Origin of the sequence: Pseudarthrobacter sp. 902506025, from assembly GCF_040702325.1 — a bacterium.
Taxonomy (GTDB): domain Bacteria; phylum Actinomycetota; class Actinomycetes; order Actinomycetales; family Micrococcaceae; genus Arthrobacter.
The window spans coordinates 1-22951 of the sequence record NZ_JBFBKW010000020.1; the positions used below are offsets into that span (position 1 = coordinate 1).

General features: G+C 66.5%; 25 protein-coding genes and 3 riboswitches. Of the genes, 8 read left to right on the forward strand and 17 right to left on the reverse strand.

The genetic code is table 11. The features are described from left to right. The 4 genes from AB0280_RS21270 to AB0280_RS21285 all read left to right on the forward strand — a co-directional run. On the forward strand, positions 1-168 hold a 168-nt coding region (locus AB0280_RS21270), incomplete at its 5' end, for a phage holin family protein (RefSeq protein ID WP_366368685.1). After that, complete coding sequence (locus AB0280_RS21275; protein WP_224023988.1) at positions 165-827, forward strand: DUF3618 domain-containing protein; 663 nt, start codon at positions 165-167, stop codon at positions 825-827. The genes AB0280_RS21270 and AB0280_RS21275, both read left to right, overlap by 4 nt. Before the next feature lie 103 nt (positions 828-930). Then, on the forward strand, positions 931-2160 hold the full coding sequence (locus tag AB0280_RS21280) for a YihY/virulence factor BrkB family protein (RefSeq protein ID WP_307487656.1): 1230 nt from the start codon (positions 931-933) through the stop codon (positions 2158-2160). A 384-nt stretch (positions 2161-2544) separates the two neighbouring features. Continuing rightward, positions 2545-2802 carry a hypothetical protein gene (locus AB0280_RS21285; protein WP_307487654.1) on the forward strand — a complete coding sequence of 86 codons (258 nt, stop codon included), beginning with the start codon at positions 2545-2547 and terminating at the stop codon, positions 2800-2802. A 233-nt stretch (positions 2803-3035) separates the two neighbouring features. Here AB0280_RS21285 and AB0280_RS21290 read toward each other — a convergent pair whose 3' ends face one another. From AB0280_RS21290 to AB0280_RS21310, 5 genes are all read right to left on the reverse strand, one after another. Continuing rightward, positions 3036-3827: a glycosyltransferase gene (locus AB0280_RS21290; protein WP_275182360.1), complete on the reverse strand. Its 792-nt coding sequence runs from the start codon at positions 3825-3827 to the stop codon at positions 3036-3038. Beyond that, entirely contained in the window at positions 3824-5203 is a 1380-nt protein-coding gene (locus tag AB0280_RS21295) for a bifunctional PIG-L family deacetylase/class I SAM-dependent methyltransferase (protein WP_307487651.1), read from the reverse strand. Before AB0280_RS21295 ends, AB0280_RS21290 begins: the two co-directional genes overlap by 4 nt. After that, a complete protein-coding gene (locus AB0280_RS21300; RefSeq protein WP_307487649.1) occupies positions 5197-6327 on the reverse strand; it encodes a hypothetical protein in 1131 nt (376 codons plus the stop codon). The genes AB0280_RS21295 and AB0280_RS21300 overlap by 7 nt, the downstream gene beginning before the upstream one ends. Before the next feature lie 9 nt (positions 6328-6336). Beyond that, positions 6337-7029, reverse strand: coding sequence for an O-methyltransferase (locus AB0280_RS21305; RefSeq protein WP_224024572.1), 693 nt, complete (start codon positions 7027-7029; stop codon positions 6337-6339). A gap of 61 nt (positions 7030-7090) precedes the next feature. Beyond that, a complete protein-coding gene (locus AB0280_RS21310) occupies positions 7091-7414 on the reverse strand; it encodes a thiamine-binding protein (RefSeq protein WP_307487646.1) in 324 nt (107 codons plus the stop codon). A 123-nt stretch (positions 7415-7537) separates the two neighbouring features. Between AB0280_RS21310 and AB0280_RS21315 the strand changes: the two genes are divergently transcribed. Beyond that, the gene (locus AB0280_RS21315) at positions 7538-8194 is read left to right on the forward strand and encodes a TetR/AcrR family transcriptional regulator (protein WP_224024568.1); all 657 of its coding nucleotides are present in this window, start codon (positions 7538-7540) and stop codon (positions 8192-8194) included. Positions 8195-8404: 210 nt separating this feature from the next. Beyond that, entirely contained in the window at positions 8405-8629 is a 225-nt protein-coding gene (locus AB0280_RS21320; RefSeq protein WP_224024566.1) for a hypothetical protein, read from the forward strand. A 124-nt stretch (positions 8630-8753) separates the two neighbouring features. Here the strand turns inward: AB0280_RS21320 and AB0280_RS21325 are convergent, their stop codons facing one another. The 7 genes from AB0280_RS21325 to AB0280_RS21355 all read right to left on the reverse strand — a co-directional run bounded on the left by AB0280_RS21325 (position 8754) and on the right by AB0280_RS21355 (position 13812). Continuing rightward, a complete protein-coding gene (locus AB0280_RS21325; RefSeq protein ID WP_224024564.1) occupies positions 8754-9176 on the reverse strand; it encodes a hypothetical protein in 423 nt (140 codons plus the stop codon). Positions 9177-9259: 83 nt separating this feature from the next. Beyond that, complete coding sequence (locus tag AB0280_RS21330) at positions 9260-9517, reverse strand: hypothetical protein (RefSeq protein ID WP_224024562.1); 258 nt, start codon at positions 9515-9517, stop codon at positions 9260-9262. Between the two features lie 114 nt (positions 9518-9631). Continuing rightward, positions 9632-9943 carry an AzlD domain-containing protein gene (locus tag AB0280_RS21335; protein WP_159630330.1) on the reverse strand — a complete coding sequence of 104 codons (312 nt, stop codon included), beginning with the start codon at positions 9941-9943 and terminating at the stop codon, positions 9632-9634. Next, positions 9940-10764, reverse strand: coding sequence for an AzlC family ABC transporter permease (locus AB0280_RS21340; protein ID WP_307487639.1), 825 nt, complete (start codon positions 10762-10764; stop codon positions 9940-9942). The genes AB0280_RS21335 and AB0280_RS21340 overlap by 4 nt, the downstream gene beginning before the upstream one ends. Beyond that, positions 10761-11396 (reverse strand): DoxX family protein, encoded by a 636-nt coding sequence (locus AB0280_RS21345; RefSeq protein ID WP_224024559.1) that lies wholly within the window; start codon positions 11394-11396, stop codon positions 10761-10763. Before AB0280_RS21345 ends, AB0280_RS21340 begins: the two co-directional genes overlap by 4 nt. 93 nt (positions 11397-11489) lie before the next feature. Then, a complete protein-coding gene (locus AB0280_RS21350) occupies positions 11490-12905 on the reverse strand; it encodes a CoA transferase (protein ID WP_307487636.1) in 1416 nt (471 codons plus the stop codon). A 7-nt stretch (positions 12906-12912) separates the two neighbouring features. Further along, positions 12913-13812, reverse strand: a complete 900-nt coding sequence (locus tag AB0280_RS21355) for a glycerophosphodiester phosphodiesterase (RefSeq protein WP_159630336.1) — start codon at positions 13810-13812, stop codon at positions 12913-12915. Between the two features lie 49 nt (positions 13813-13861). Between AB0280_RS21355 and AB0280_RS21360 the strand changes: the two genes are divergently transcribed. Together AB0280_RS21360 and AB0280_RS21365 are read left to right on the forward strand one after the other, a co-directional pair. Further along, positions 13862-15223 carry a DUF445 domain-containing protein gene (locus tag AB0280_RS21360; RefSeq protein WP_224024554.1) on the forward strand — a complete coding sequence of 454 codons (1362 nt, stop codon included), beginning with the start codon at positions 13862-13864 and terminating at the stop codon, positions 15221-15223. Between the two features lie 72 nt (positions 15224-15295). Further along, positions 15296-16912: an HNH endonuclease signature motif containing protein gene (locus AB0280_RS21365; RefSeq protein ID WP_307487632.1), complete on the forward strand. Its 1617-nt coding sequence runs from the start codon at positions 15296-15298 to the stop codon at positions 16910-16912. A gap of 58 nt (positions 16913-16970) precedes the next feature. Here the strand turns inward: AB0280_RS21365 and AB0280_RS21370 are convergent, their stop codons facing one another. The 5 genes from AB0280_RS21370 to cycA all read right to left on the reverse strand — a co-directional run bounded on the left by AB0280_RS21370 (position 16971) and on the right by cycA (position 22268). Beyond that, a complete protein-coding gene (locus AB0280_RS21370; protein ID WP_307487630.1) occupies positions 16971-17720 on the reverse strand; it encodes a LamB/YcsF family protein in 750 nt (249 codons plus the stop codon). Further along, positions 17704-18507: a hypothetical protein gene (locus AB0280_RS21375; protein WP_307487627.1), complete on the reverse strand. Its 804-nt coding sequence runs from the start codon at positions 18505-18507 to the stop codon at positions 17704-17706. Before AB0280_RS21375 ends, AB0280_RS21370 begins: the two co-directional genes overlap by 17 nt. 125 nt (positions 18508-18632) lie before the next feature. Continuing rightward, positions 18633-19469 carry a methylenetetrahydrofolate reductase gene (locus AB0280_RS21380; protein WP_307487625.1) on the reverse strand — a complete coding sequence of 279 codons (837 nt, stop codon included), beginning with the start codon at positions 19467-19469 and terminating at the stop codon, positions 18633-18635. A gap of 152 nt (positions 19470-19621) precedes the next feature. Next, a riboswitch (glycine riboswitch) is annotated at positions 19622-19721 on the reverse strand. Positions 19722-19815: 94 nt separating this feature from the next. Continuing rightward, positions 19816-20682: a formyltetrahydrofolate deformylase gene (purU, locus tag AB0280_RS21385; RefSeq protein ID WP_307488065.1), complete on the reverse strand. Its 867-nt coding sequence runs from the start codon at positions 20680-20682 to the stop codon at positions 19816-19818. A 74-nt stretch (positions 20683-20756) separates the two neighbouring features. Beyond that, positions 20757-22268, reverse strand: coding sequence for a D-serine/D-alanine/glycine transporter (gene cycA / locus AB0280_RS21390; protein ID WP_307487623.1), 1512 nt, complete (start codon positions 22266-22268; stop codon positions 20757-20759). 154 nt (positions 22269-22422) lie between these two features. Then, a riboswitch (glycine riboswitch) is annotated at positions 22423-22520 on the reverse strand. A 313-nt stretch (positions 22521-22833) separates the two neighbouring features. Further along, positions 22834-22933: riboswitch (glycine riboswitch) on the forward strand. Positions 22934-22951: the final 18 nt, after the last annotated feature.

Consider the following 22951-nt stretch of genomic DNA (forward strand, 5'->3'; position numbering starts at 1 on the left):
GCCCTGGGCTGGGCCGCGCTGATCGTCGCCGTCATCTGGGCCATCATCGCCGCCGTCCTGGCCTCCACCGGCCGCAAGGAACTCAAACAGATCAAAGGCCTGCCCCAAACCGGCGAAACCCTCTCAGAAATTCCCCCAACCCTAAAACCAGGTGAGGTAAACCGATGAGCGACAACCCTGACGTCATCCGCGCAGACATAGAAGCCACCCGGGCACGCCTGGGCACCAACGTGGACGCCGTGGCCGACAAAGTCACCCCGTCCAACATCGTCCACCGCCAAACCGACAAGGTCCGCGACGCCGTGACCGGGGTGAAGGAGAAAATCATGGGAGCAGCAGACACCGCCGGCACCAAAGTCCACGACACCACCGCCACCGGAGCCGGGCACACCACCAACGCCATGCACACCGCAGGAGACAACCTGCACCAGGCAACAGACACCGTCTCCGCGAAACTCTCCGACGCCGGCCAGGCCGTCTCCCACGCCCCCGACCAGGTCAAAGCCAAAACCGCCGGCAACCCCCTGGCCGCCGGCCTCATCGCCTTCGGCGCCGGCATGCTGATCTCCTCCCTGATCCCCGCCAGCGACAAAGAACGCGAAGCCGCGGACCAACTCAAAACCGCAGCCCAGCCCCTGGCAACCCAGGTCACCGACGCCGCCAAAACCATGGCCCAGGACCTCAAGGAACCCGCCCAGGAAGCCATGGAAAACGTCAAGGCCACCGCCACCGACGCCGCCCAAAACGTCAAAACCGAAGGCCAATACGCAGCCACCGACGTCAAAGACCGCGCAACCGACGCCAAAGACACCATCCAAAACACCTGATCAGCCCACAGCGGCACCGTAAGGCATCAGTTTGATCGGCAGGCCGGCACCGCCATCCGCGGGCCGGCCTGTCCGCTTGGCCCCTGATTGAGAGGACTTCCCCATGGCCACTCACGACGATTCCGAGACCAGCACCGCCAAGGCGGGCCAGGCTCCGGATCCAAACGATTCAAGGAAACCTGCCAGCCCGAGGGACCTGGATAAGCCTTCCTGGAAATACATCACCAAGAAGACGCTCCGGGAGTTTACCAAGGACCAATGCCCTGACCTGGCGGCGGCCCTGACCTATTACGCCGTCCTCTCGCTGTTCCCAGCGTTGCTGGCACTGGTTTCGCTCCTTGGCCTTTTTGGGGATCCGCAGAAGACCACCAACGCCCTGCTGGAAATCGTACGCGGCTTCGCCCCGGCGGAGACGGTCAACACCATCAGCGGACCGGTAGCTGAACTGACCAGCGCCCCGGCGGCCGGGTTCACCCTGGTGATCGGGCTTGTCACCGCCCTGTGGTCGGCGTCCGGATACGTCGGAGCCTTCGGCCGGGCCATGAACCGGGTTTATGAGGTGGACGAGGGGCGCGCGTTCGTGAAGCTCCGCGGCACCATGCTTGGCGTTACGCTCCTGGCCGTGGTTATCGTGGCTCTGCTGGCCGGCATGCTGGTCCTCAGCGGCCCGGTTTCCGAGGCAGTGGGCGGTCTTATCGGCCTCAGCGGCCCCTTCCTCATGGTCTGGAACATTGCCAAGTGGCCGGTCATGATCGCGTTGATCATCGCCATCATTGCCGTGCTGTACTACGCCACCCCCAACGTCAAGCAGCCCAAATTCCGCTGGATGAGCATGGGTTCCGGGATTGCCCTGTTTGTCTTCCTGATCGCCTCGCTGGGCTTTGGCTTCTACGTCGGCAACTTCGGCAACTACAACAAGACCTATGGTGCACTGGGCAGCGTGATCATCATGCTGCTGTGGCTGTGGATCCTGAACATGTCCCTTCTTTTCGGCGCTGAGTTCGACGCTGAGGTGGAGCGCGGCCGTGAACTCCAGGCCGGTATCAAGGCAGAGGAAACCATCCAGCTGCCGCCGCGGGACACCAAGAAAAGCGAGAAGCTGCAGAAGCAGATCGAAGAGGACATCAAGCACGGCCGTGAACTTCGGGAGCAGTATGCCTCGGAGAACGGGCAGGACGATTCCGGCGATAACCCCAACGGGCAAGGTGCCGGGAATGAACAGAACGAAGTGAGGCCAGGCGAGCGGCACCGCGACAGGGTCCGCGAGAAGGTGCAGCACCGGGCCGGCAACGGGGAGCCCGACGGCGGCGCCCGGCCAGGCGGGAACGCTTAGGCAGGCAGGCCCAGCCGCTGCCCAGGGGGACTAGGCAGGACCTTCGAGATGGAGGAAAATTCATCTTGAAGGTCCTGTTTGGTTTTCCCGGGATGAAGTAACTCCGGGGTAATACGGGGTCGGCGGTGAGATGGCCTCTTCTGAGACCGAGGCCAGTCCCCCCAGTCGCCGTCGGCCCCCTCAAACCCGTCCGGCACCCTCCCACCGCTGTTCGCCGCGCAACTGTACAGGGTGTGCCCCGCCAGGGTGCAACCCGGCCGGGTCCAACTGGACAAGCACACAGAACTGCAATAATTTCTTGATTACCTCGCCGGGATCCCCTGGAAACCGGGCAAGGCCGCTGAAGCAGACGGCGGAATCAGTGTCGACCCTTAATGAGCGGACATGCCTGCTACCCATTTTGAACAGTTTCTTGCCGAAGCAGTTATCGCGGACAGGGAGCCCGGGCTGGGCCTCAGGCGCGACGAGCTCTACGGCCTTTACACAAGTTGGTGCCTCCTGCACAAGGCAGAACTCCAGCCGCCGGAAGCCCTTTGGGAGGCCCTGCACGACGCCGGAATCAACCCGGACAGCAATAACCTCTCCATGACCGGACCAGCTGCGGCGGACTACATCGTTGCCAGCGCTCCGGACCTGGTCTGACACGAAGCGGAAGCGCCGGCTGACGCCTGCGGCCGGGAAGGTCAGCGACGCAGTTACAGGAGATCAAGTCCCGGAACGAAGGGCTGTTGCCGTACGGCAGCAGCCCTTTTCCATGCCCGGCAGCTCTTGGGTCAGGTGCGCTGCTGTGACTCCGCGGTGCCCTATGGCTGCGCAGTGCCCCATGGCTCCGCCCCGCCCTACGGCTGCGCAGTGCCCTATGGCTGCGCAGTGCCTTATGGCTGCGCCAGGGCCAGGAGGTACGCGGCGAACCCGTGCGGCGCCCGGCCCACCGTCCGTCCTGACGTGAGGACCCGTGTGGTGTCGGTGGCAACGATGCCCGCGCCGCTGCTTCGAAGCCTGCGGACCAGCGCCTGGTCTTCATCGAAATCGACGCCGGGGAAGCCCCCTGCAGCGAGGTAGGAAGAGGCACGGACTCCAAGGTTGGCACCGTACACATGGGTGTGGTCCTCGGTGCCGGCGTGCCGCGCATGCCAGCGGGCCAACAGATCGTGGTGCATTCCATGGGGGTCCGGCTGCACGGTGCCAAGGACAACATCGAAACCGAGTTCAGCGAGTTCCAGTTGCCGCACCAGCCAGTGTGGCGGCACGCAGGAATCGGCATCCGTGTTGGCCAGCCAGGTCTCCTGCGGGGAATGCCCCGCCGCCCGGCCATCCTGGGTGCACCTGCTTGAGTTCTCCAGTGCGGCCCTGACGCCGGCCTGCCGGCTTCTTCCCACGCTCCCGAAGCTGACGGGAAGCAGCAGGTACCGCGGATCCCCGGCCGCCACCCGCGCGGCAACCGCTGGCGACCGGTCGGTGCAGCCGTCAAGGACAACCACCACTTGCACGGCAACATCCGGCAGTTCCGCTTCGACCCGGTCTGCCGCGCAGCTGACCGCAGTGAGCGCCCGTTCCAGGTGCTGCTCCTCGTTGTGGGCCGGAATGACCACCGCAACGTGCTGGATGCCGTTGGCGGCTTGGACAGGCGGGCTTGATGCATCGTCCCCCGGACCGGCCGGCATCATCCCGCCGCCCCGCCGCCCGGAGCGACCAGGAATTCCAGCACGAAGTCGCGTTCCTGGTAAAGCCCGGCCGTCCGCCATCCCAGCCTTTCCCGGGCCAGCGTGTGGACGGTGTCCCCATCCAGCTCCCAACCGGTGATGGGATGCCGCCAGTGGCACAGGAGAAGCGTTCCGCCGGGTTCCAGGGTGGCCTCCACCCGGTCCCACAGCTGGGCCAGCTCTTCAGGGGCCAGGTAGTAACCCACTTCGGAAACCACCACCAGGTCATATGTTCCTCCGGGCCAGGAGCCGGGAAGGACCCGCTGTTCCACCTGCACCCCGGGTGTGCCTTCCAACCGTTGGCTGGCCCGGCGCACTGCGGTCCCGCTGGCGTCCACCGCCAGCAGGGTCCGGCACCGGGTGGCCAGTTCAGCCGTCAAGGTCCCGATGGAACAGCCCACTTCCAGGCCGCGTTCATAGGATTCCGCCGGCAGGGCCGCAAGGGTGAGCGCGCGTTTGCGCCGCTCGTACCAGCTTGTGCCGTAGTTCCAGGGATCCTCCGTACCGTCATGGACGCCGTCGAAGACCAGTTCGGCGTCGCTGCTGGAATGCGCCCGTCCGGACGAAGTGGGCGCGGGCGTCCAGGCGAAGACCTCGTAGCCACGCGAGAAGTGCTCCAGGAAGGTCCCGCTGAGCAACGTTTCATCCCCGGGAAGAGGTGAGAGTGGCTGCACCTGGGTTGCGTGCTCCTCCATGGCACGCTTCTTGGCCGTGCGGGCGGGATCGTCCAGATGGAAGCGGACCCATTGCCGCCAGTCCCGGTCCCGGGGCGTGGCCCAGTGCCAAAACCAGATGGGATACTCCAGGAGCGCGTGGCCGCCGCGCCGGGCCACTTCTGCCGCGGCCGCGCCAAGGGCATCGTGGTCGCCGTGGCCGTCGACCCGGTACGGTGCCACCAGGACCAGTCGGTCCGGGGCGCCGGCCAGCCGCTGTGCAGCGTCCCGGACAGCAGTGGCGATCGCTTCGGCATGGCCGCCCAGTCCACGGTCCGGCAAGCCGAGGAACGTCCAGCGGTCCGCCAGGCCCAGGGCGGCCAGGGCCGCGGAAAACTCGGCAAGCCGGACGGCGGCCAGCTGCCCGGGAGTGGTGGTGGGCGAATCCGGGTGCGACCCCTCCCCCGCGGTGCACAGCAGGACTTCCACCTCGGCTCCCAGGGCTACGAGCGAGGCCATGAGCCCCCCGGCGCCGAGCGTTTCATCATCAGGATGGGCTGCCACGACCACGAAGCGCATGCCCGCCAGCTCAGCCGCGTCGAGTGGCAGCTCGGGTACAGCAGCCAGTCCGCTCCGGGCCCAGGCTTCCTCGGCGGTCCCCTGGTCTGCGTGGGAAAAGGTCACCACGGGCAGTCCCCCTTGAGTGCCAGCCGGCCCAGTTGGGCATCATCACGTGCGCCATGATGCTGCCGGACATACAGCGCCAGGTCCGCCATCCTTTTGGCATACGGTTCATCAAAGGCGAGTGGCCCCGGCCCCCGGTGGGAGCCCACCAGGTGAAGGACACGTTCGACGGCGGCCGCAGCGGTTCCGCGCACGCGCTGGGCCTCGCTCCAGGTGCTTTGGCTCCCGTCGGCGCCGAGGGTGCCGTCGTCGATGCGGGCTGCCGTCCCGGCCAGGTACTGCAGGGCGGCGGCGATGGTCCGGTCCACCTCGCCCAATGCCGCGAGCGCCAGCTGGTCCGGCTCCCGCCCATTATCCGCACCTGCCAGCAGGCCGGCACGGAAATCCCGTGCCACCCCCACTGCTCCGCCCAGCCAGCAGGCGGCGACGCCCATCCCGCCCCAGGCGAAACCGGGCCGGCTGTGGTACCAGCCGGTGTCGCCAACCGGCGTCGCCGGGACCTGGTCGAAGCGCACGCTACCGCTGGGGATCTCCCGCAGGCCGCGCGCAATCCACTCCGGCTCCTCACATGCCACGCCCGGGTGGCGAAGGCTGACGGCAAAAGCCGCCCGGCCGCCGTCGTCCGTGTGCGCAGTGATGACGGCGCAGTCCAGCCGGCCGGCAAGTGAACACCAAGGCTTGATTCCGTTGAGCACAATGCCGGTGCTTCCGGAGCGCGCCTCAAGCCTGGCGTTGGGTGCCTCTGCAGCGAACACGCCCCACGCTGCTTCCGCGGCACCATCCGGCCTGGGATGAACGGCCGGAAAGGCCTGGCCGGCCTGGGCAAGGATGGCGACGGCGTCGAGGTGCGGCTCAAGCACTCGGGCCGCGGCAACGTCAGTGGCAGCCACGGAGGCCAGGAGCTCCCACAACACGGCGGTGCGTCCTTCACCGGGCCGCGGCCACGTCCGTCCGGCCTCGACGGCCAGGGCCAGCAGGGCCGGCACATCACCTACGGCACCGGCGAACGACTCCAAGAGGGAACCCCACGGGGAGAGCCCAGCGGGGGCGGAACTGAGGAGCACAGGAGTAAGTGGCGCTTGCAAATACGTCCTCCAGGAGAGATGTCCGGCGGGCACCGGACGCATCTCCACAGCTTACTTACTGTTTTGCGGGAGAATGCGCGCCAGGGCGAACCCGTCCCAGCCTTTCGAGCCGACGGTCTGGATCACGGTGGCGTCCAGCCGGGGGTGGTTGCCCAGCAGCTTGAGTGCATCGATGATCCCCGGCGCGTTGACGGGGTCGATGTCCGGGTCCAGCACCGCGCCTTCCCAGATGGTGTTGTCCAGGACCACCGCGGCGCCGGGCCGGCCAAGCCTGACGGCCCAGTCCAGGTAGCGGCTGTTGTTCTGCTTGTCGGCGTCGATGAAGATGAAGTCGAACGGCTCCCGTTCCTCTTCCTCGAGGGCCGCCAGGGTCTCCAGCGCCGGGCCCAGCCGGATCTCCACCCTTTCCCCCAGGCCGGCCGCATCAATATTGGCCCACGCCACTTCTGCGTGCTGGGGCAGGTACTCGCAGGTGACCAGGGTGCCGTTAGGGGGCAGCCCCCGGCCCATCCAAATGGTGCTGTATCCCGCGAGCGTCCCGATCTCCAGGATGCGCCGGGCACCGGACAGCTGGACCAGGAGCTTCAGGAGTTTCCCTGCGTTAGGCGCCACCTCGATGGCGGGCATGCCGGCCTCCGCCGCGGCGTGGATGGCCTGCTGGACGGCGCTGTCCGGATGCACTACGGCAGCGGACAGGAACTCCTCGGTGGCAATCCATTCCGGCCGCGGCCTGTGCTCGAACATTGCCACATTTTGGCACGCGGCGTGCCGGGGGTCCAGACAATGCGGCCCCCTTGTAAGACGCTTAGGGCTCCTGCACCAGGGCATTCTCCAGGCGGTCGACCTTCGCGGTCAGCTCGCCGCTGTAGCCGGGCCTGATGTCTGCTTTGATCACCAGCGAAACACGGCTGCCGTAGTGCCCCACGGCCTCGGTGGCGCGCTTGACGACGTCGAACACCTCGTCCCACTCGCCTTCAATGGTGGTGAACATGGAATCCGTCTGGTTGGGCAGCCCGGACTCCCTGACGATCTTGACTGCGGCTGCAACGGCGTCGTGCACCGACGCATCGTTGGGCCGTGAACCTTCGCTGGGAACGCCTGACGGAGCAACAGACAATGCAAGCAACATGCTCCCCAGTCTCCCACGCAGCTCCGGACAGCAGCGCAGGTGACGGCAGCGGGCCGCCGTCACATAAGCGCCTACCCCGCAGTAACCGTGTTGGCCGGAAGCTCCGTTGCTACCCTTTTGGGCATGAGCCTCGCAGTCGCCCGAAAGCCCCTCCGTGCCGACGCAGCGCGGAACGTGGACAAGATCATCACGGCTGCACGCCAATGCTTCCGGGAGTTCGGCCCGGAAGTACCGCTCCAGACCATCGCAACCACCGCCGGCGTGGGCCCGGCAACCCTCTTCCGCAACTTCGCGGACAAGGAAGAACTGGTGCTTGCCGCGCTCAACCGGCAGCTCCGGCTCACGGTTGACCCCGTCATGGACGGCGCCCTTGCCGATATCGACGCCGCCGCAGGCCTGCTGCGCGTTCTCGAAGCCCTGATGGGGGCCGCGAGCGACGACGCCAACCTGCTGTGTGCGGTGGCGGGCCGGCGCGAACTCCTCACCGGAATCACCGGTTCCCTGATGGAATCCATGAGCATCCTGCTGGCGCGCGGCCAAGGCCAGGGAAGCCTGCGCACTGACATTTCCATGACGGACATGTTCCGGCTGCTGGCCATGCTGATCGGCGTGGTGGACACCATGGAACCCGGTTCTGATGCGTGGCGCCGCCCGCTGGCGCTGGTGGAGGATGCCATCCGCACGGTCCGCCCGTCGCGCCCGCTCCCCGTGTTCGTTCCCGTGCCGCCCGCGCCCGGCAACACCACGGTAAACGTCCAGCCCGGAACGCTGCCGGAGTAAGCCGTGAGGCGGCCTGCTGCCGGAATTCGTTGACGGTAGTTCTATGGCGGCAATTTCCTGGTGGCAGATGCGTTGTGGGCCAACTCCATTGTTACCAGTAAGTACGTGCAATACACTCTGAATTGGGGTTAGGCAGTCAGCCTCGGCACTTCCACGTTGGAGCAACCCCATGCACTTCGCGCCTGTCCCCCACACAACGGCCGCACTGCAATGAACCACTCAAAGCTTCTCCACTACCTGACCGATCCCCGCGGGCCGGAGGAAGTCCTGCCTGCACTGACCGCCGGCGAGCTCGTGGAACTGCTTGACGCCCTGTACCAGAACCTGGATACCCCCGAACCGGAGTTTGGCGCGCAGGCGTGGTACGAGATGGGCGTGGAGGAAACGTACCGCAGGTCCGTCTCACCTGACGGCGCGGCCCACGGCGTAGCCTAAAACACCGCTTGTTCAGCTCCTGGCTGCCGGTCAATGCCGACCGGCAGCCAGGGGTCCGGCCGGCCGAAAGTCAGCGCTGGCCGCGGCAGGCGGGGGGCCCAGCCGCTAAGGACTCCAATGCTGATCAGGCCTTGTCTGCGCCCTTTTCGCCGGTGCCACCGTCCTGCTCCCGGCCGGGCTGTTCCTGGTCCTGGCCGGACTGTTCCTGGTCTGGCGTCTCATGACCGGACGGCTCATGGGCCAGGTGCTCATGTCCGGCGTGTCCCACGTAGCCATGTCCGGGATGTTCATGGAATTCGTTGGGAACGTGGTCCTTCGCTTCCATCAGGTGCTGTTGGAGTTTTTCTTCCGCGTCCCGGCGCCTTCTGGCGGTGTCGCGCAGCTCGCGGGTTGACTCCGAACCTCGCGGGTCAAGATAGGCGGCCCGCGGCTTTGCGGACTGTTCCGCGGCGGGCACCCCGGTGCCGTGTTCTCCCCTGGCGTCCTTGCCGGTCTCATCGGTGCCGTGGCCGTCCTGCGGCTCAACAGGCCGTGACTCGTCGTCCATCTCGATTCCTCCTTTGGTGGCCGCCTGGGTGTGGGCTGCCTCTCTCCCAGTCCATCACAGATGGCACCCGGAATGGTGGGCTGCTACGCGCTGCCTGTGTCCGCGCGCTTGCGGATCTCCCGGCGCACCAGGGCCTGAAGGGCGGGCACGGACGACGACGGATCCAGGTCGAGTGCCTCCCGAAGTCTTTGGGAGAGAAGTTCCAGGTCCTCTTCCGGGACGTCCGAAAGTCCGGAAAAGCGCTTGAAGAAGCGTTTGGCAGGAAGGCCCGCCCGGCGTCGGGCGTTCTTATGGCGAAGCCTGCCCGCTAAGCCGCCCGCAGGGTGCAGCTGATTTTCCATGGGTGCCGTTCAATAGGAAATTCCATGGCCAACTGCATAAGCCGATCTCATAGTACAACCGGCACAGGCCCAGCAAAGTGACCCGGGTCACCACTTTGGGCACGAATCAGGGGATCAGTTCCAGCCCAGGATCCGCAACAGTGCCGCCGTGCCGGCTCCGGCGATTACCACCACAAGGAACGGCGCCCGGAGTACAAGGGCGACCGCGGCGGCGGCCAGCGCTCCCAGCCTGGCGTCTGCGGCGAGCGCCTGGCCCGACACCACCGCATTCACCACTGTGAGCGAGGCCAGCAGGCCGATGGTCATGGTTCCCGCGACGCGTGAGGTGCGGGGGTCCTCGAGGAACTTGGCGGGAACAAAGTAGCCCACCAGCTTCCATGCGTAGGCAAGGACGCAGGCAATAAGCAGCCAGATCCACAAAGTCATGCGCGTGCCTCCGGGTCGGTGCCGCTTCTGCGCTCCGGTCCGCCAAGACGGTCCTGGTGATCGCCGTGGCGGTCCTGGTGATCGCCGTGGCGGTCCTGGTGATGGCCGTGGCCGTGCGTGCCGTAGGGCTCGACGTCGGGTTCGAGGCCTTCGTCGCGGCGGCCATGGCTGAACCAACCCACCAGCGCGGCAACTACCGCGGCCACCAGGATGGGGACGCCTGGCGGAACGAAGGGAACAGCAACTACGGTCGCCACGGCACACACCACCGCGATGGCGATTGGCTCCCGGCCCTTGAGCCGGGGCCAGAGCAGCGCCAGGAAGGCGGCGACGGCAGCCCCGTCCAGCCCCCATTGCTTGGGATCGCCCAGCCCGCTTCCGGCCAGTGCCCCCACAGCGGTGAAGAGGTTCCAGAGCACGTAGACGCCGATTCCCGCGGTCCAGAATCCGCGCTGCTGTTCGGCCGGGTCTGTCTGGCCCGTGCTCGTGGCAGTGGATTCGTCGATGGTGAGCTGCGCCCCGACGTACTTGCGCCAGCCCGTGGGGCGGAGCAGCGCGTTCAGCTGCATGCCGTAGATGCCGTTGCGCATGCCCAGGAGGGTGGCTGCGCTAATGGCCGCGAGGCCTGAGCCGCCGCCTGCCACCACCCCGATGAACGCAAACTGCGAGCCGCCGCTGAAGAGGAGCAGGCTCAACACCATGGTCTGCCAGAAGTTGAGCCCGGACGTCACCGCGAGCGCCCCGAAGGACACGCCGTACAGCCCCGTGGCAATACTGATGGAGATACCCACCCTGACAGCCGGCGATGCCAGCAGCTTCACCCGCGGCCTCCGGGTTTACGGCCGGGCAGTACACGTGTCCGCAGGCTCCAGGCCCACAGGATCAGGGGCGCCTGGAGCGGAAGCCGCACGGCGTGGATCTTCCGGCGGCGGGGCGTGCCCTCCGGCCCGTACGCCCTCACGAGGGCATCGACGTGCCCGGCAAGGAATGCGGTGAACATCGCCGTAATGGCAGTGGCCGTCAGCTTCCGGGTGGGTGGCAGGACAATTCCGACGGCGGCTGCGAGCTCCAGCAGGCCGCTCACGGCGATCCACTCGTCCCGGGACAGGACGGCCCATGGATGCTGGGCTGCGGCGGCTGTGCCCGTGCTTCTCGGGGGCGGGCTGCTTTGGGTTGGACTGCCCTCGGTTGAAATGCCTTGGGGTTGACTGCCTTGGGTTGGACTGTCAGGGGTGGTACCGCTTGGGGTTGCGTCAGGCGAGGGATCCTGCCGGCAGAGGTATCCCGGAACGACGTCACGGTAGAAGCCGGGATCCCTGAAATGCTTGCCGGCACTGGCCAGCAGAAGCGCCCCCATGGCAGCCGCGGACAGGTGCTGCACGGCCGCGCCGGGAATGGATGGGGACAGCGCGGACAGGCCCTTAGCAGCGGGGCCGGACCTGGGAGAAGACATGGAACCACTCAATCACAGCCTCAGCACCCCCAGAAACCCGGCATCCGGCAGGACAGCAGGGCTGCGCAGCTACACAGTCCGGGGCTGCAAGCGTCACAGCCAGGCGGCCTGCGAGCTTCCATATGGTGGTGGCGGGGACCGATAGTCCAGCGGCCGGCCTGCGTCGAGCAGTGGCGGCCCGACGTACCGCAACTCGCCAAAGCTGCTGTCCACGGACCGGTATTCGGGCGATGGGAGTTCCGCGGGGCTTGCTGTGGTGGCTTGGTTTTCGGTGCCAGCCCGGTTTTCCATGCCAGCCTGGCTTTCCATGCCGGCCAGGGAAAACAGTTCCTCCGCGGTGCGGGCCAGAGACAGGTGGGCCGCGCCGCCCAAACCCGTCCGGCGGCGCGCGGCCAGAAGACGGACCGCAGCCGCAGCCACCCCGTAGCCGGTGGCATGGTCCAGTGCCTGCACCGGAAGGGCACCCGGGCGCCACCTGCCGTCGTCGTCCTCTCTGCCGTAGAGGTGTGCGATTCCGCTGGCGGCCTGGACAATGCTGTCAAAGCCGCGCAGCCCGCTCCACGGCCCACTGCCGCCCCAGCTGTCCAACGTGACCACCACCAGTCCCGGGTGTGCTGCCAGCAGTTCCCGCGGATTGAGCCCAAACCGGTCCAACGCGCCGTGCCGGTAACCGGTGACCACGGCATCTGCGCCGACCAGGAGCTGCTGGAAGTCCTGCCGGTTTGCCACGGGTCCCAGGTCGAGTACTGCGCTGCGCTTGCCAAAGGCCGTGTCCACGAACTGGTCTTCGATCTCGGGAAAGGCGGGCGGGTCGATTCGCAGGACCTCTGCTCCGAGCGCGGCCAGCAGCCGGGTGGCGACCGGCCCTGCGATGACCCGCGTCAGGTCCAGGACCCGTACCCCGGCCAGGGGCAGGCCGTCCGCACCGTGCAGGGCGCCGGTACCGGACAGGGTGCCGGGGCTGGTGCCGGCCTCTGTGGCCGCCCCGATATCCTGCAGTCCGAAGCCACTGGTTGTGCCGTCGGCCTGCTCCACAGCAATCCAGGGTCCTGAACCGGCCGCTCGGCCCATGTCGGTCGCAAGCCATTCACCGCGAGTCCGGACAGCCGCGCCAATTCCGCCGTGCCGCTGGATGGCGGCCTCAGCCTCCAGCGCGGCCATGGACTGGAGTTCCCTCTCCACCCCTTCCGCGGAGGTGGCACCCAGCGCCTGCAAAAGCCGTTGCTCGTGGTGCGGGTAGTTTGCATGCAGCCGGATCCAGCCGTCGGCGGTCTTCCGGAAGCCGGACAGGGGCGCGAAACCCTGCGGCTTGCGCCCCGCAATCCGCAGGTGCCCGAAGGAATCGAAGGCAGCTGCCGTGAGCACAGGAGTCGTGCTGTACCGGCCAGGGCTCCCCGTGTACAGGTTCAGGGCTTCCGCGGCTGCTTCCACGGACTGCAGCGCCAGGCCTTCGACGTCGAGCGGCCCGGCCCACCAGCGGGGCACGGACGGTGTGCCGGGGGCGGCCATATCAGCGCTACTTTCCCTGCGGCGCGGCCATGTGCAGCTGTTCCAGGACGCGGGCCGGCACGTTGGTGGTGATCTCCTGGATGCCCAACTCCTGGCAGAGGGCCACGTCCTCCGGTGAGTCCACAGTCCACACCCTGAAGCGGCGGCCGGAGTCCAGCCAGCGCCGGACGGTGCCGGGGCGCTCACGGACGTAATCAATACCCGGCCCGGCCATCCCCACCTCCCGGTCATCCAGGATCCGTTCGCCCTCCAGCTGGGTGGCCTTCATCAGGTTTGCGATGGCGCCGCCCGTAATCGGCCCCACCCCGAGGCCGCCACGGATCTCATGAATGGTGACGTCGTCCACGAGTTGGCAGATGTACTGCGGCGGGATGGACAGGAGCAGGTGCCGGACGGAATCGGGGCTGAAACTCATGAATGTCACGGCGATGTTGTCCACTGTGGAGCTTTGCGGGTCCCAGCCCTCGCTGCGGAGTACTTCCAGGACCCGGTCCTCCAGCTTGAGCTGGTAGGGGCTGGGATGCTTGAGCTCAATGGCGAGTTTCACGGGACGGCCCGCCCCGCGCAGGACGTCCAGCAGCTCCGGAAGGGTCAGGAGCTGCTCGGAGCGCGCCCCGTAGGTTTCGGGAATGCGGACGCCTTTCCAGGACGAGAAGTCCAGCTGGCGCAACTCCTCCAGCGTCCGCTCAGCCACCGGGCCCGTTCCGTCGGACGTGCGGTCCAGGTTGGCGTCGTGGAGCAGGACCACGTGCTGGTCCCGGGTCAGGTGGACATCGCACTCCACTCCGTCGGCCCCGTCAGCCAGGGCCTGCAGGTAGGCGGCGCGGGTGTGTTCGGCATACGCGCCACTGGACCCGCGGTGGGCAAAGACCAGCGGCCGCTGCGGCACTGACTCGTCAATTGTCATGGACACACGGTAGCCGACCTGCCCCCGCCTTCGGGGCTAGGCTTGGCACATGCAGGTGAACTCTGAGGCAACTACTGGGCCAACCACGCAGGAAGCGCCCGCGGAGGCCGCGCGGGAGGTGCCGCCAGGCACCAAGGCGGCTGCCGCCGTCGTAAGCCGCCAGCTTGGTGCCGGCGACGCCGAAAAGGCGGCAGCGCTGCGGAAAATGAAGCTGCTGGCGCTGAGCCTGCTGATCGCCATGGCCGTGGTCTTTGTCTTCGCGTTCGCGCTGCAGAAGGACTATCCATGGCTGCAGTACGTACGCGCGGCCGCTGAGGGTGGCATGGTGGGCGCGCTGGCCGACTGGTTCGCCGTGACGGCGCTGTTCAAGTACCCCATGGGCATCAAGATTCCGCACACAGCCATCATTCCGCGCCGCAAGGACCAGATCGGTGCCTCCCTGGGTGAGTTCGTGGAGACCAATTTCCTCTCCGAACAGGTGGTGCAGGACAAGCTGGCCAGCGTCAACATCGCCCGCCGGGCCGGTGAATGGCTTTCCGCGCCGGGCGGCGCCGACCGGGTGGCAAAGGAAGGTGCTGCGGTGATCCGCGGCGCTTTCAAGGTCTTGAATGACGACGACGTCCAGGCCGTCATCGAGGGCATGGTCCGCAAGCACCTCCTCGCTCCGCCGTGGGGACCCCCGGTGGGCAGGCTGGCAGAGCGGGTTTTCCACGACGGGCACCACCACACGCTGGTGGACCTGCTGGTGGACCGTGCTGCGGACTGGGTGGATGACAACCACGAGACCGTCACCCGCTTGGTATCCGACCGCTCCCCCACCTGGGTTCCGCAGTTCGTGGATGGTCTGGTGGGCGACAAGGTCTACCTCGAAATCCTCAAGTTCGTGCGCGCGGTCCAGGCCGACCCCCGCCACCAGGTGCGCCAGTCGATCGACAAGTACCTCAACGACCTCGCGCAGGACCTGCAGCATGATCCGGCGATGATTGCCCGCGCGGAGGACATCAAGGCGCAGGTGCTGGGCGATCCCGAGGTGCGCGAGCTCGCATCCCGGACCTGGGGCACGGTCAAGAACGCGCTGCTGGGTGCCGTTGACGATCCGGACAGCGAGCTCACCATCAAGTTCAAGGCCGCGGTGCGCGATTTTGGCTCGCGCCTGGTGCAGGATCCGGAACTGGCCGGCAAGGTCAACGCCTGGATCGGCGACGCCGCCGGGTATCTGGTCCGGACCTACCGTTCGGACATCGCCGGAGTCATCACGGACACGGTTGCGCGCTGGGATGCCGAGGAAACTTCGCAAAAGATTGAGCTTCAGGTAGGCAAGGACCTGCAGTTCATCCGCATCAACGGCACCGTGGTGGGGTCCCTCGCCGGGCTGGCGATCTTCACGGTGGCGCAGCTGATTTTTGGGTGACGCGCTCGCGGCGGCCTGGCGGCTAGGCACGGGGCGGCTTCAAATGTCAGTGCCTCGATGGATGATGTCGGTATGGGAATCGGCGGTGGTGTCGGGGTGGCTTTGGAGGGTATCCACGCCTCCATTGCTGCCCTGAATGCGCTGGAGAAAGAGGACGCTTTCCTGGCTTCCGGAGCTCATGCTGGCGCCGGTATGGATGTGTTCCAGCGCCGGTATGAGTTGTGCCTGGAAGGGTTGGAGCTGACGGCCCGGCTGGAAGCACAACTTACGGCGCTAAAGTCCCGGCAGGCCGCCCGGGCCGTTGAACTGCAGCAGGCGATGACCCCGCCGGACGCCACCGTCCAGGACCGCACTTACGCTGACATGTCGGTGGTGGAGGAAATCGCCGGGGTGCTGACCATCAGCTCCGCGGCTGCCGGGGCGTTGGTGGAGCAGTCACGGCGGATCTGTTCCCTGCCGATGGTTTTCCAGGCGCTGGCCGCCGGCGACATGTCCTGGCAGCACGCCCGCATCGTTGCGGACGAGACCGAAGGCCTCACCCCGGAGGGCGCGCTGAAGCTGGTGGCGCATTTCTTCGACCCGGCTGCACCCCAGCGCGCCCGCGGCGCCGCCCCCGGCGAGCTCGTCCCGTCCCGGTTCCGGGCGAAGGTGCGTGGGTGGCGGGAACGCCACCACCCGGAATCGATCGAGAAGCGCCACGCCAAAAGTGCCGCTGACCGGCGGATGGAATACACCCCCGACCGGGACGGTATGGCCTGGGTCTCCCTCTACCTGCCCGGCGACACCGCCTGTGCCATCTGGAACCGGACCACCGCCACCGCCCGCGGACTCCAAGGCCCCACCGAAGAGCGCACCCTCACCCAGCTGCGCCCCGACATCGCCGCATCGCTGCTGCTGGGGGCTGGTGTGAACCACGGAGCGCGGAACACCGCCGTCCACGCCGAGGAAGACGGTCCCGGCCCCGGCGTTCAGGGCACGCAGGGTGTCACCGGGATCGGGAAGGTCCCTGCGCCGCGGGCCGACGTCCTGGTCACCGTGCCGGTGCTCGCCCTCCTCGGAGCCACCGATGAACCCGCCGCACTGGATGGCTTCGGCCCGATCCCGGCGTCCATGGCCCGCAAACTTGTCGCCGACGGGGCGGAATCGTTCTACAGGGTCCTCATCGACCCCCGCGACGGCGCACCACTGGAAATCGGCCGCAAAAACTACCGGCTCACCGAAACCATCAAACGCTGGATCAGGATGCGCGATACCAAATGCACCTTCCCCGGCTGCACCAACCGCACCCCCGACAACGAAACCGACCACCTACAAGCGTGGCAACACGGCGGCACCACTGGAACCAGTAACTTGGCCCAACTCTGCCCCAAACACCACCGGCTCAAACACCACAGCCAATGGACACCAGACCCGGCCACCAGGAATCAACCACCCGGCTGGACCTCACCCACTGGGCGCCACTACAACGCAGAACGATCCGACCCTGAACCAACCCACTGGCCGCCGGGAATCCAGCCGCCGTGGCTTCAACGGGACGTCGCTTCCCTCTGCCCTTGCCTGGAGGCCAGCCTCGAAAACCTTCCGCAGTGGGAACCAGACGACGACAGATACGTGGACCTCGACGACCTGCCGGCTGACGATCCCCTCTGGGCCGAACTCCTCGCCACGCCATTAGTACCGTCGGGATGATGGGGCCTCGGCAGTCCAAGGTTCAGTAGTCCTTGAGTCCGGAGCACGCCGCCGCTTTCTATGCGAAGGCCTCCAGCTCGACGCCCGCGGCCTCAAGTCCTGCCCGAATTTTTGCCGCCGTCTCCACGGCGCCGGGGCTGCCGCCCTGCAGTCGCAGGGAGTCCGCCTGGACGGTGACGATGGACCCGTCGATGGCCACCACTTCGCCTTTTGTGGCCAGGCGAACGGCCCGCTCAACGATGGTGTCGACGTCGTGCAGCATGGCGTCTTGCATGGACAGCGGCACCAGGGTGCCGTCGGCGTAGTAGGCGCGGTCGGCGAAGGCCTCGGTGAATACGGGGTGGCCGGCCTCCTTGGCCTGCTTCAGCAGCTCCGACCCCGGGAAGCCCAGGATGGGAAGTCCAGGATCGTAGGCGTTCACGGCCGCCACGAGTGCGGAGGCCTGCTCAGCATCATGGATCAGGGTGTCATACAGCGCACCGTGTGGCTTCACGAAGTCCACCGAGGCACCCACGGCATGTGCGACGCCGTCGAGCGCGCCCAGCTGGTACAGCACGTCGCCAAATAGCTCATCAAAGCTCATGTCCAGCGAGCGCCGGCCAAAACCGGCCATATCGCGGTACCCAAGGTGCGCACCCACGGTGACGTCAAGTTCGTAAGCCGCCCGGCAGCTGTCCAGCATGGTGACGGGATCGCCTGCGTGGAGGCCGCACGCTACGTTGACACTGGTGGCCAGCTGGAACATCGCCGGATCCCCTCCCGCGGTCCAGGAGCCGAATGATTGGCCTACATCAGCGTTTAGATCCAAGGGTGTTGCCTTCCAGGGTCAGGTTGTCCGGCCCGGCAGCTGCGGTCAGCTCCCCGGGAATGGTGTCCGGCATGGGTCCGAACGCCTCCCTGGCGTTCTGCGCCACGGCACGGCCCATCACGAGGTTACCGGCTCCGCCGACAACCGCCCCTATGCCGAAGGGGAGGGCCCGGCCGAACAGCGCAGTGCCCTGCCGTTTGAGCAGGTTCTTCAGGAAGGCGTGCTGGATCTTCTTCCGGACACTCCCGAATCCTGGGATCGAGGACTTGGACAGCATGTTCCCCCAGACGTCGGCGGGCTTGGCGCCGCCGGCTGCCTGGCCGCTGAGCGTTCCGAGCAGGGCGGTCCCTTCCTCACCAAGCATGATGGCCATGACCATGGTGCCGGCTTTCTCGGGATTGGTGAGGCGGATGCCGTGGAGCTCTGCCAGCGACGTCGCGTAGAGGGCCGTCGCCTCCAGGAAGCCGACGGTTGCGGCTGCGGAAAGTCCCAGCGACGCCACGGTTCCAACACCAGGGACGACGGCGGTGGCACCCACCAGGGCACCCCCTCCGGTCACTGCGCGCAGGTAGTCACGCTCTGCGATGCCCGCCAACTGGGCGGCTGTGGCCCGCGGATGCTTCTTCTGGAGCCGGCGGATGTAGGCCACCACCAGGGGCCGCTGGATCTGCACTGCCTTGAGGAGCATGTTGTGGACACCGGGCTTGGGTTTGCCGTCGGCATCGAACATCGCGTTGTGGGCGGTTTCCTGTGCGATCCGTACTGCGGGATTGCTGCGCCTGGCCATGGTCACCTTCATTCAAATCGACCTGCAGCGGGTAGGCTGCCGTGCTTATCCATCCTATGTGGACAAACACTAAGCATGCTGAACTTTCCGCTCCGCGTCACGGCCCACCCCAGCGGCCGGCCTTTTTAGCTGCCGGGGCCGGCCAGGTTGTTGAACGTGTAAAGGTGGATACCTTCCACTGCTTCGCCGCGCTGCAGTTCCGCGACGATGGCCTCGGAGGAGTAGCGGCCATCTTGAAGCAGGCGCCGGCCAAGGGGGCCCCTGCGGTTCAGCAGTGTGAGGGATGGGCCTACACCGATTTTCAGCGCGGCGCGGATGAGCTGCGCCCGCGGAACGGCGCCGGGCACTCCGGCCCAGACAGGCAGGCGCACCCCTTCCCGGCGCAGGGTTTGGGCGTACCACTGGATCCGTGGGGCCGAAAGGCACAGTTGCGTCACCACTGACGATGCCAGGTGCTGCTTTTCCAGCAGGGCATCAAGCATGTGCAGTTCGCTGTGGCCCGGGTGCCCTTCGGGGTAGCCCGCCACGCCGGCCCGGATCCGTCCGCCGGAGACCTCCGCGAGGTCCTCCAGCAACGGAAGGCTGCTGTCATAGGGACCGGCCGGCTCCCCCGCGTCACCGCCGACGGCGAACACTTCGGTGATGCCGGCGTCGTGGCAGTTACGGACCACGCCGGCCAGTTGCTCACGGCTTTCGATGCTTCGTGCGGCCAGGTGCGGAACAACCTCGAAGCCAAGGTAGGCAAGCTCAATGGCCGTCCGGATGGTGGGTCCCACACCCTGGCGGGGCAGGCACGTCACCGTCAGCTGCGCCCCAGGGGGCACGGCGGCCTGGATGCGGGCGGCAATACCCTCCGAGGGAATGATCTGCATCCGGACAGGCAGTACCGTACCGTACTTGCCGGCTTGTCCTTCCGCGGGAGTCGGTGCTGCGGCTGGTGCCATGAGGGATCGAATCGTCATGAGGAACTCCAGGTTCGGCCGGCCACAGGTGGCACGGCATGGATCGGGTCCCTCCCCGCTCTGTATTGGACCTGAGAGATTCCGCAAACCCATCAGGGCCTGCTTGCACCGTCGGTGAGTGCTGCCGGAGCAGCACTGCTTTCCAGAGTCGCCTCGCCGTGACGGTACATGGGCCTGAGAGATTCCTGGGGAGGATTTGCTCCTACGGCGCCTGCCCGGTGATGGCCGGGAGAACTCTCCCGCCACAGCTCGAAAGGCTGTATTCAGTAGTGGTGCCACGGCGGCCGGCGCCTGCCCCTCCGTTTGGAGGGAGTGCGGGCGCCGGCCGCGTGGATGGGCCCGCAAACTAGCGGAGGATGACCGTCCGGTTGCCGGAGAGGACAATCCGCCCTTCAGCGTGCCAGCGAACGGCATTCGTGAGCGCCTTGCATTCGGCGTCGCGGCCAACCGTGACCAGGTCCGAGGCGGAGTACGTGTGGTCCACCTCGATGACCTGCTGCGAGATGATGGGCCCTTCGTCCAGCTCCGAGTTGACGTAGTGGGCGGTGGCACCCACCGTTTTGACGCCGCGCTCGTAGGCCTGGTGATAGGGCTTCGCACCCTTGAAGCTGGGCAGGAACGAGTGGTGGATGTTGATGGCCTTCCCGCTCAGGCGGGTGGTGGCCTCGTCGCTGAGCACCTGCATGTAGCGGGCCAGCACCACCAACTCCACGGCGTAGTCGTCCACCAGGGCCAGCAGCCGCTCCTCGGCATCGGCCTTGGTTTCCGGCGTCACGGGGATGTGGTGGAACGGAACACCGTGCCACGCCGCAAGCGGTTCCAGGTCCGGATGGTTGGACACCACGGCGGCGATCTCCACGGGCAATTCACCATTGCGGGCGCGGAACAGGAGGTCGTTGAGGCAATGCTCATACTTGGAGACCATCACCAGGATGGGCTGCTTGCGTCCGTGGCGTTCCAGCCGCCAGTCCATCTGCCACTCCTGGGCCACCTGGCCGAAACCGGCCCGGAGGCGGCCAAGGTCCAGCTCACCCCGCGAGGTGACGTGGATGCGCATGAAGAACCGCCCGCTCGCCCTGTCGCCGAACTGCTTGATGTCCACGATGTAGCATTCCTGTTCCAGCAGGTATGCCGCCACCGCCTGGACAATGCCAAGGGCATCCGGGCAGTGGAACGTCAGCACGAATTCCCGGCCCGTTTCCGGATCTGCCACTGCCTGCGGCTGCCCGGCATCAGAAGTCCCAGGTTCGGATGCGCGCAGCCCGGAAGCGCGGAGCTCCTCAGCGATCACCGGTTGACCCGCTCTTCCCCCGCTTCTGCGGCGGCACCCGTACGGACAGCCTTGCCGGCTGCGGCGTCGGTGAAGTCCTGGTCGGCCTGCAGTTCAGCCTGGAACGTAGCGAAACGGGCCTGGTGTGCGGGGCGGCGGCGGAGGACGAACCATGCGGCGCCCAGCAGGATGAACCACACCGGCGTGACCAGCAGGGCCACCAGGGTGTCCGGCTGGGTGGTGAGGGTCCAGATCACGAAGGCGAAGAAGGCGAAGACCACCCAGACCATGGCAACACCACCTGGCATCTTGAACTTCGATGCTTCATGCAGGTGCGGCCGGCGGCGGCGGAAGGCGATGTAGCTGGCCAGGATGATGGACCAGACAAAGACGAAGCAGACGGCGGAGACGGTGGTCACCATGTCAAAGGCTTTGCCCACGTCCTGGCCCGCGTACATGAGGACGACGCCGGACAGCAGCAGCACGCAGGAGAGGAACAGTGCGTTTTGGGGCACCTTGCGCCGGGACAGCTTGCCAAAGACGTCGGGAGCGTCGCCTTCCTGGGCAAGGCCGAAGACCATGCGGGAGGTCGAGTAGATGCCGGAGTTCGCGGAGGACATCGCGGAGCTCAGCACCACGAGGTTGACCACGGTGGCCGCGGCGCCCAGGCCTGCCAGGGAGAACATGGCGATGAAGGGGCTGTGGCCGGCCCTGAACTCGGTCCAGGGGGTGACGGCCATCAGGATGATGAGGGCGCCTACGTAGAAGAGGAGCACGCGGATGGGGATGGAGTTGATGGCCTTGGGCAGGTTCCGCTCCGGGTTCTTGGCCTCGGCCGCCGTGGTGCCCACCAGCTCGATGCCCACGAAGGCGAAGACGGCGATCTGGAAGCCGGCCACGAAGCCCATGAACTCGTTCGGGAAGAATCCGCCGTGGCTCCACAGGTTGGTGAAGGTGGCAGGGCCTGCGTCGGACTGGAAACCGGTGAAGATCATGAACAGGCCAACGATGATCAGCGCGGCGATGGCAATGATCTTGATGAGTGCGAACCAGAACTCCGTCTCGCCGAACGCCTTCACCGTGGTGAGGTTCAGCAGGAGCAGGATGGCCACGGTGGCCAGGCCGGGAATCCACAGGGGCACCCCGGGCCACAGTTCACGGGAGTAGCCGGCGATGGCGATGACATCGGCGATGCCGGTGATGACCCAGCAGAACCAGTAGGTCCAGCCCGTAAAGAAGCCGGCCCACGGACCCAGCAGGTCGGCGGCAAAGTCGCTGAAGGACTTGTAGTTGAGGTTGCTGAGCAGCAGTTCACCCATGGCACGCATGACGAAGAACAGCATGAAGCCGATGATCATGTACACGAAGATCACTGATGGGCCGGCCGCCGAGATGGTCTTGCCGGAGCCCATGAACAGGCCGGTGCCGATTGCACCGCCGATGGCGATCAGTTGGATGTGGCGGTTGCTGAGCTGCCGCTCCAGGTGCGGGGCTCCGCCGCCGGGGGACGTCGGGGAATGGGTCGTCATTGAGGAACTCCATCGTTCGAGCGGCACCCGGGGTGTCGCAAAGATTGGATTTCCTCCCCGCTCTGTCTGGGACCTGAGAGTTTCCACACGCCGAAATGGGCGTGCTTGCACCGTCGGTGAGCCAGGACAGGGCCCGGCTGCTTTCCAGAGTTGCCTCACCGCGGCGGTACGTGGGCCTGAGAGTTTCCTGGGGAGGGTTTGCTCCTACGGCGCCTGCTGAACGTACCGGCAGGGCTCTCCCGCCGCAGGTCAAAAGCGTTTGCTTGGTAAATCAGTGTTCAGTTGTCGGGGGGCATCCATCCCAGGCGCGGTAATGCGCAGAATGGAGAGTGGGGCCTCCGGTGATCCCGGCCGGCGAACAGAGCGCCCAGCGTCTTTGGGCCAGTTCCGCTGTCCGGCCGGATCACGGGGTTCAGTGTGGCGTCCGTCACGAACAAAAGTCAAGCCCGGCGTTACGCCATCCACCTAACGCTCTTGAGCCCCAAGTCATGACGGACCGATTTGCCCCCCGCTTCGCTTTGCCTGTAACCTGTGAGCCGAATCACCCACATTTCAATAAGCCTTTCGAGCTGTGGCGGGAGAGTTCTCCCGGCCATCACCGGGCAGGCGCCGTAGGAGCAAATCCTCCCCAGGAATCTCTCAGGCCCATGTACCGTCACGGCGAGGCGACTCTGGAAAGCAGT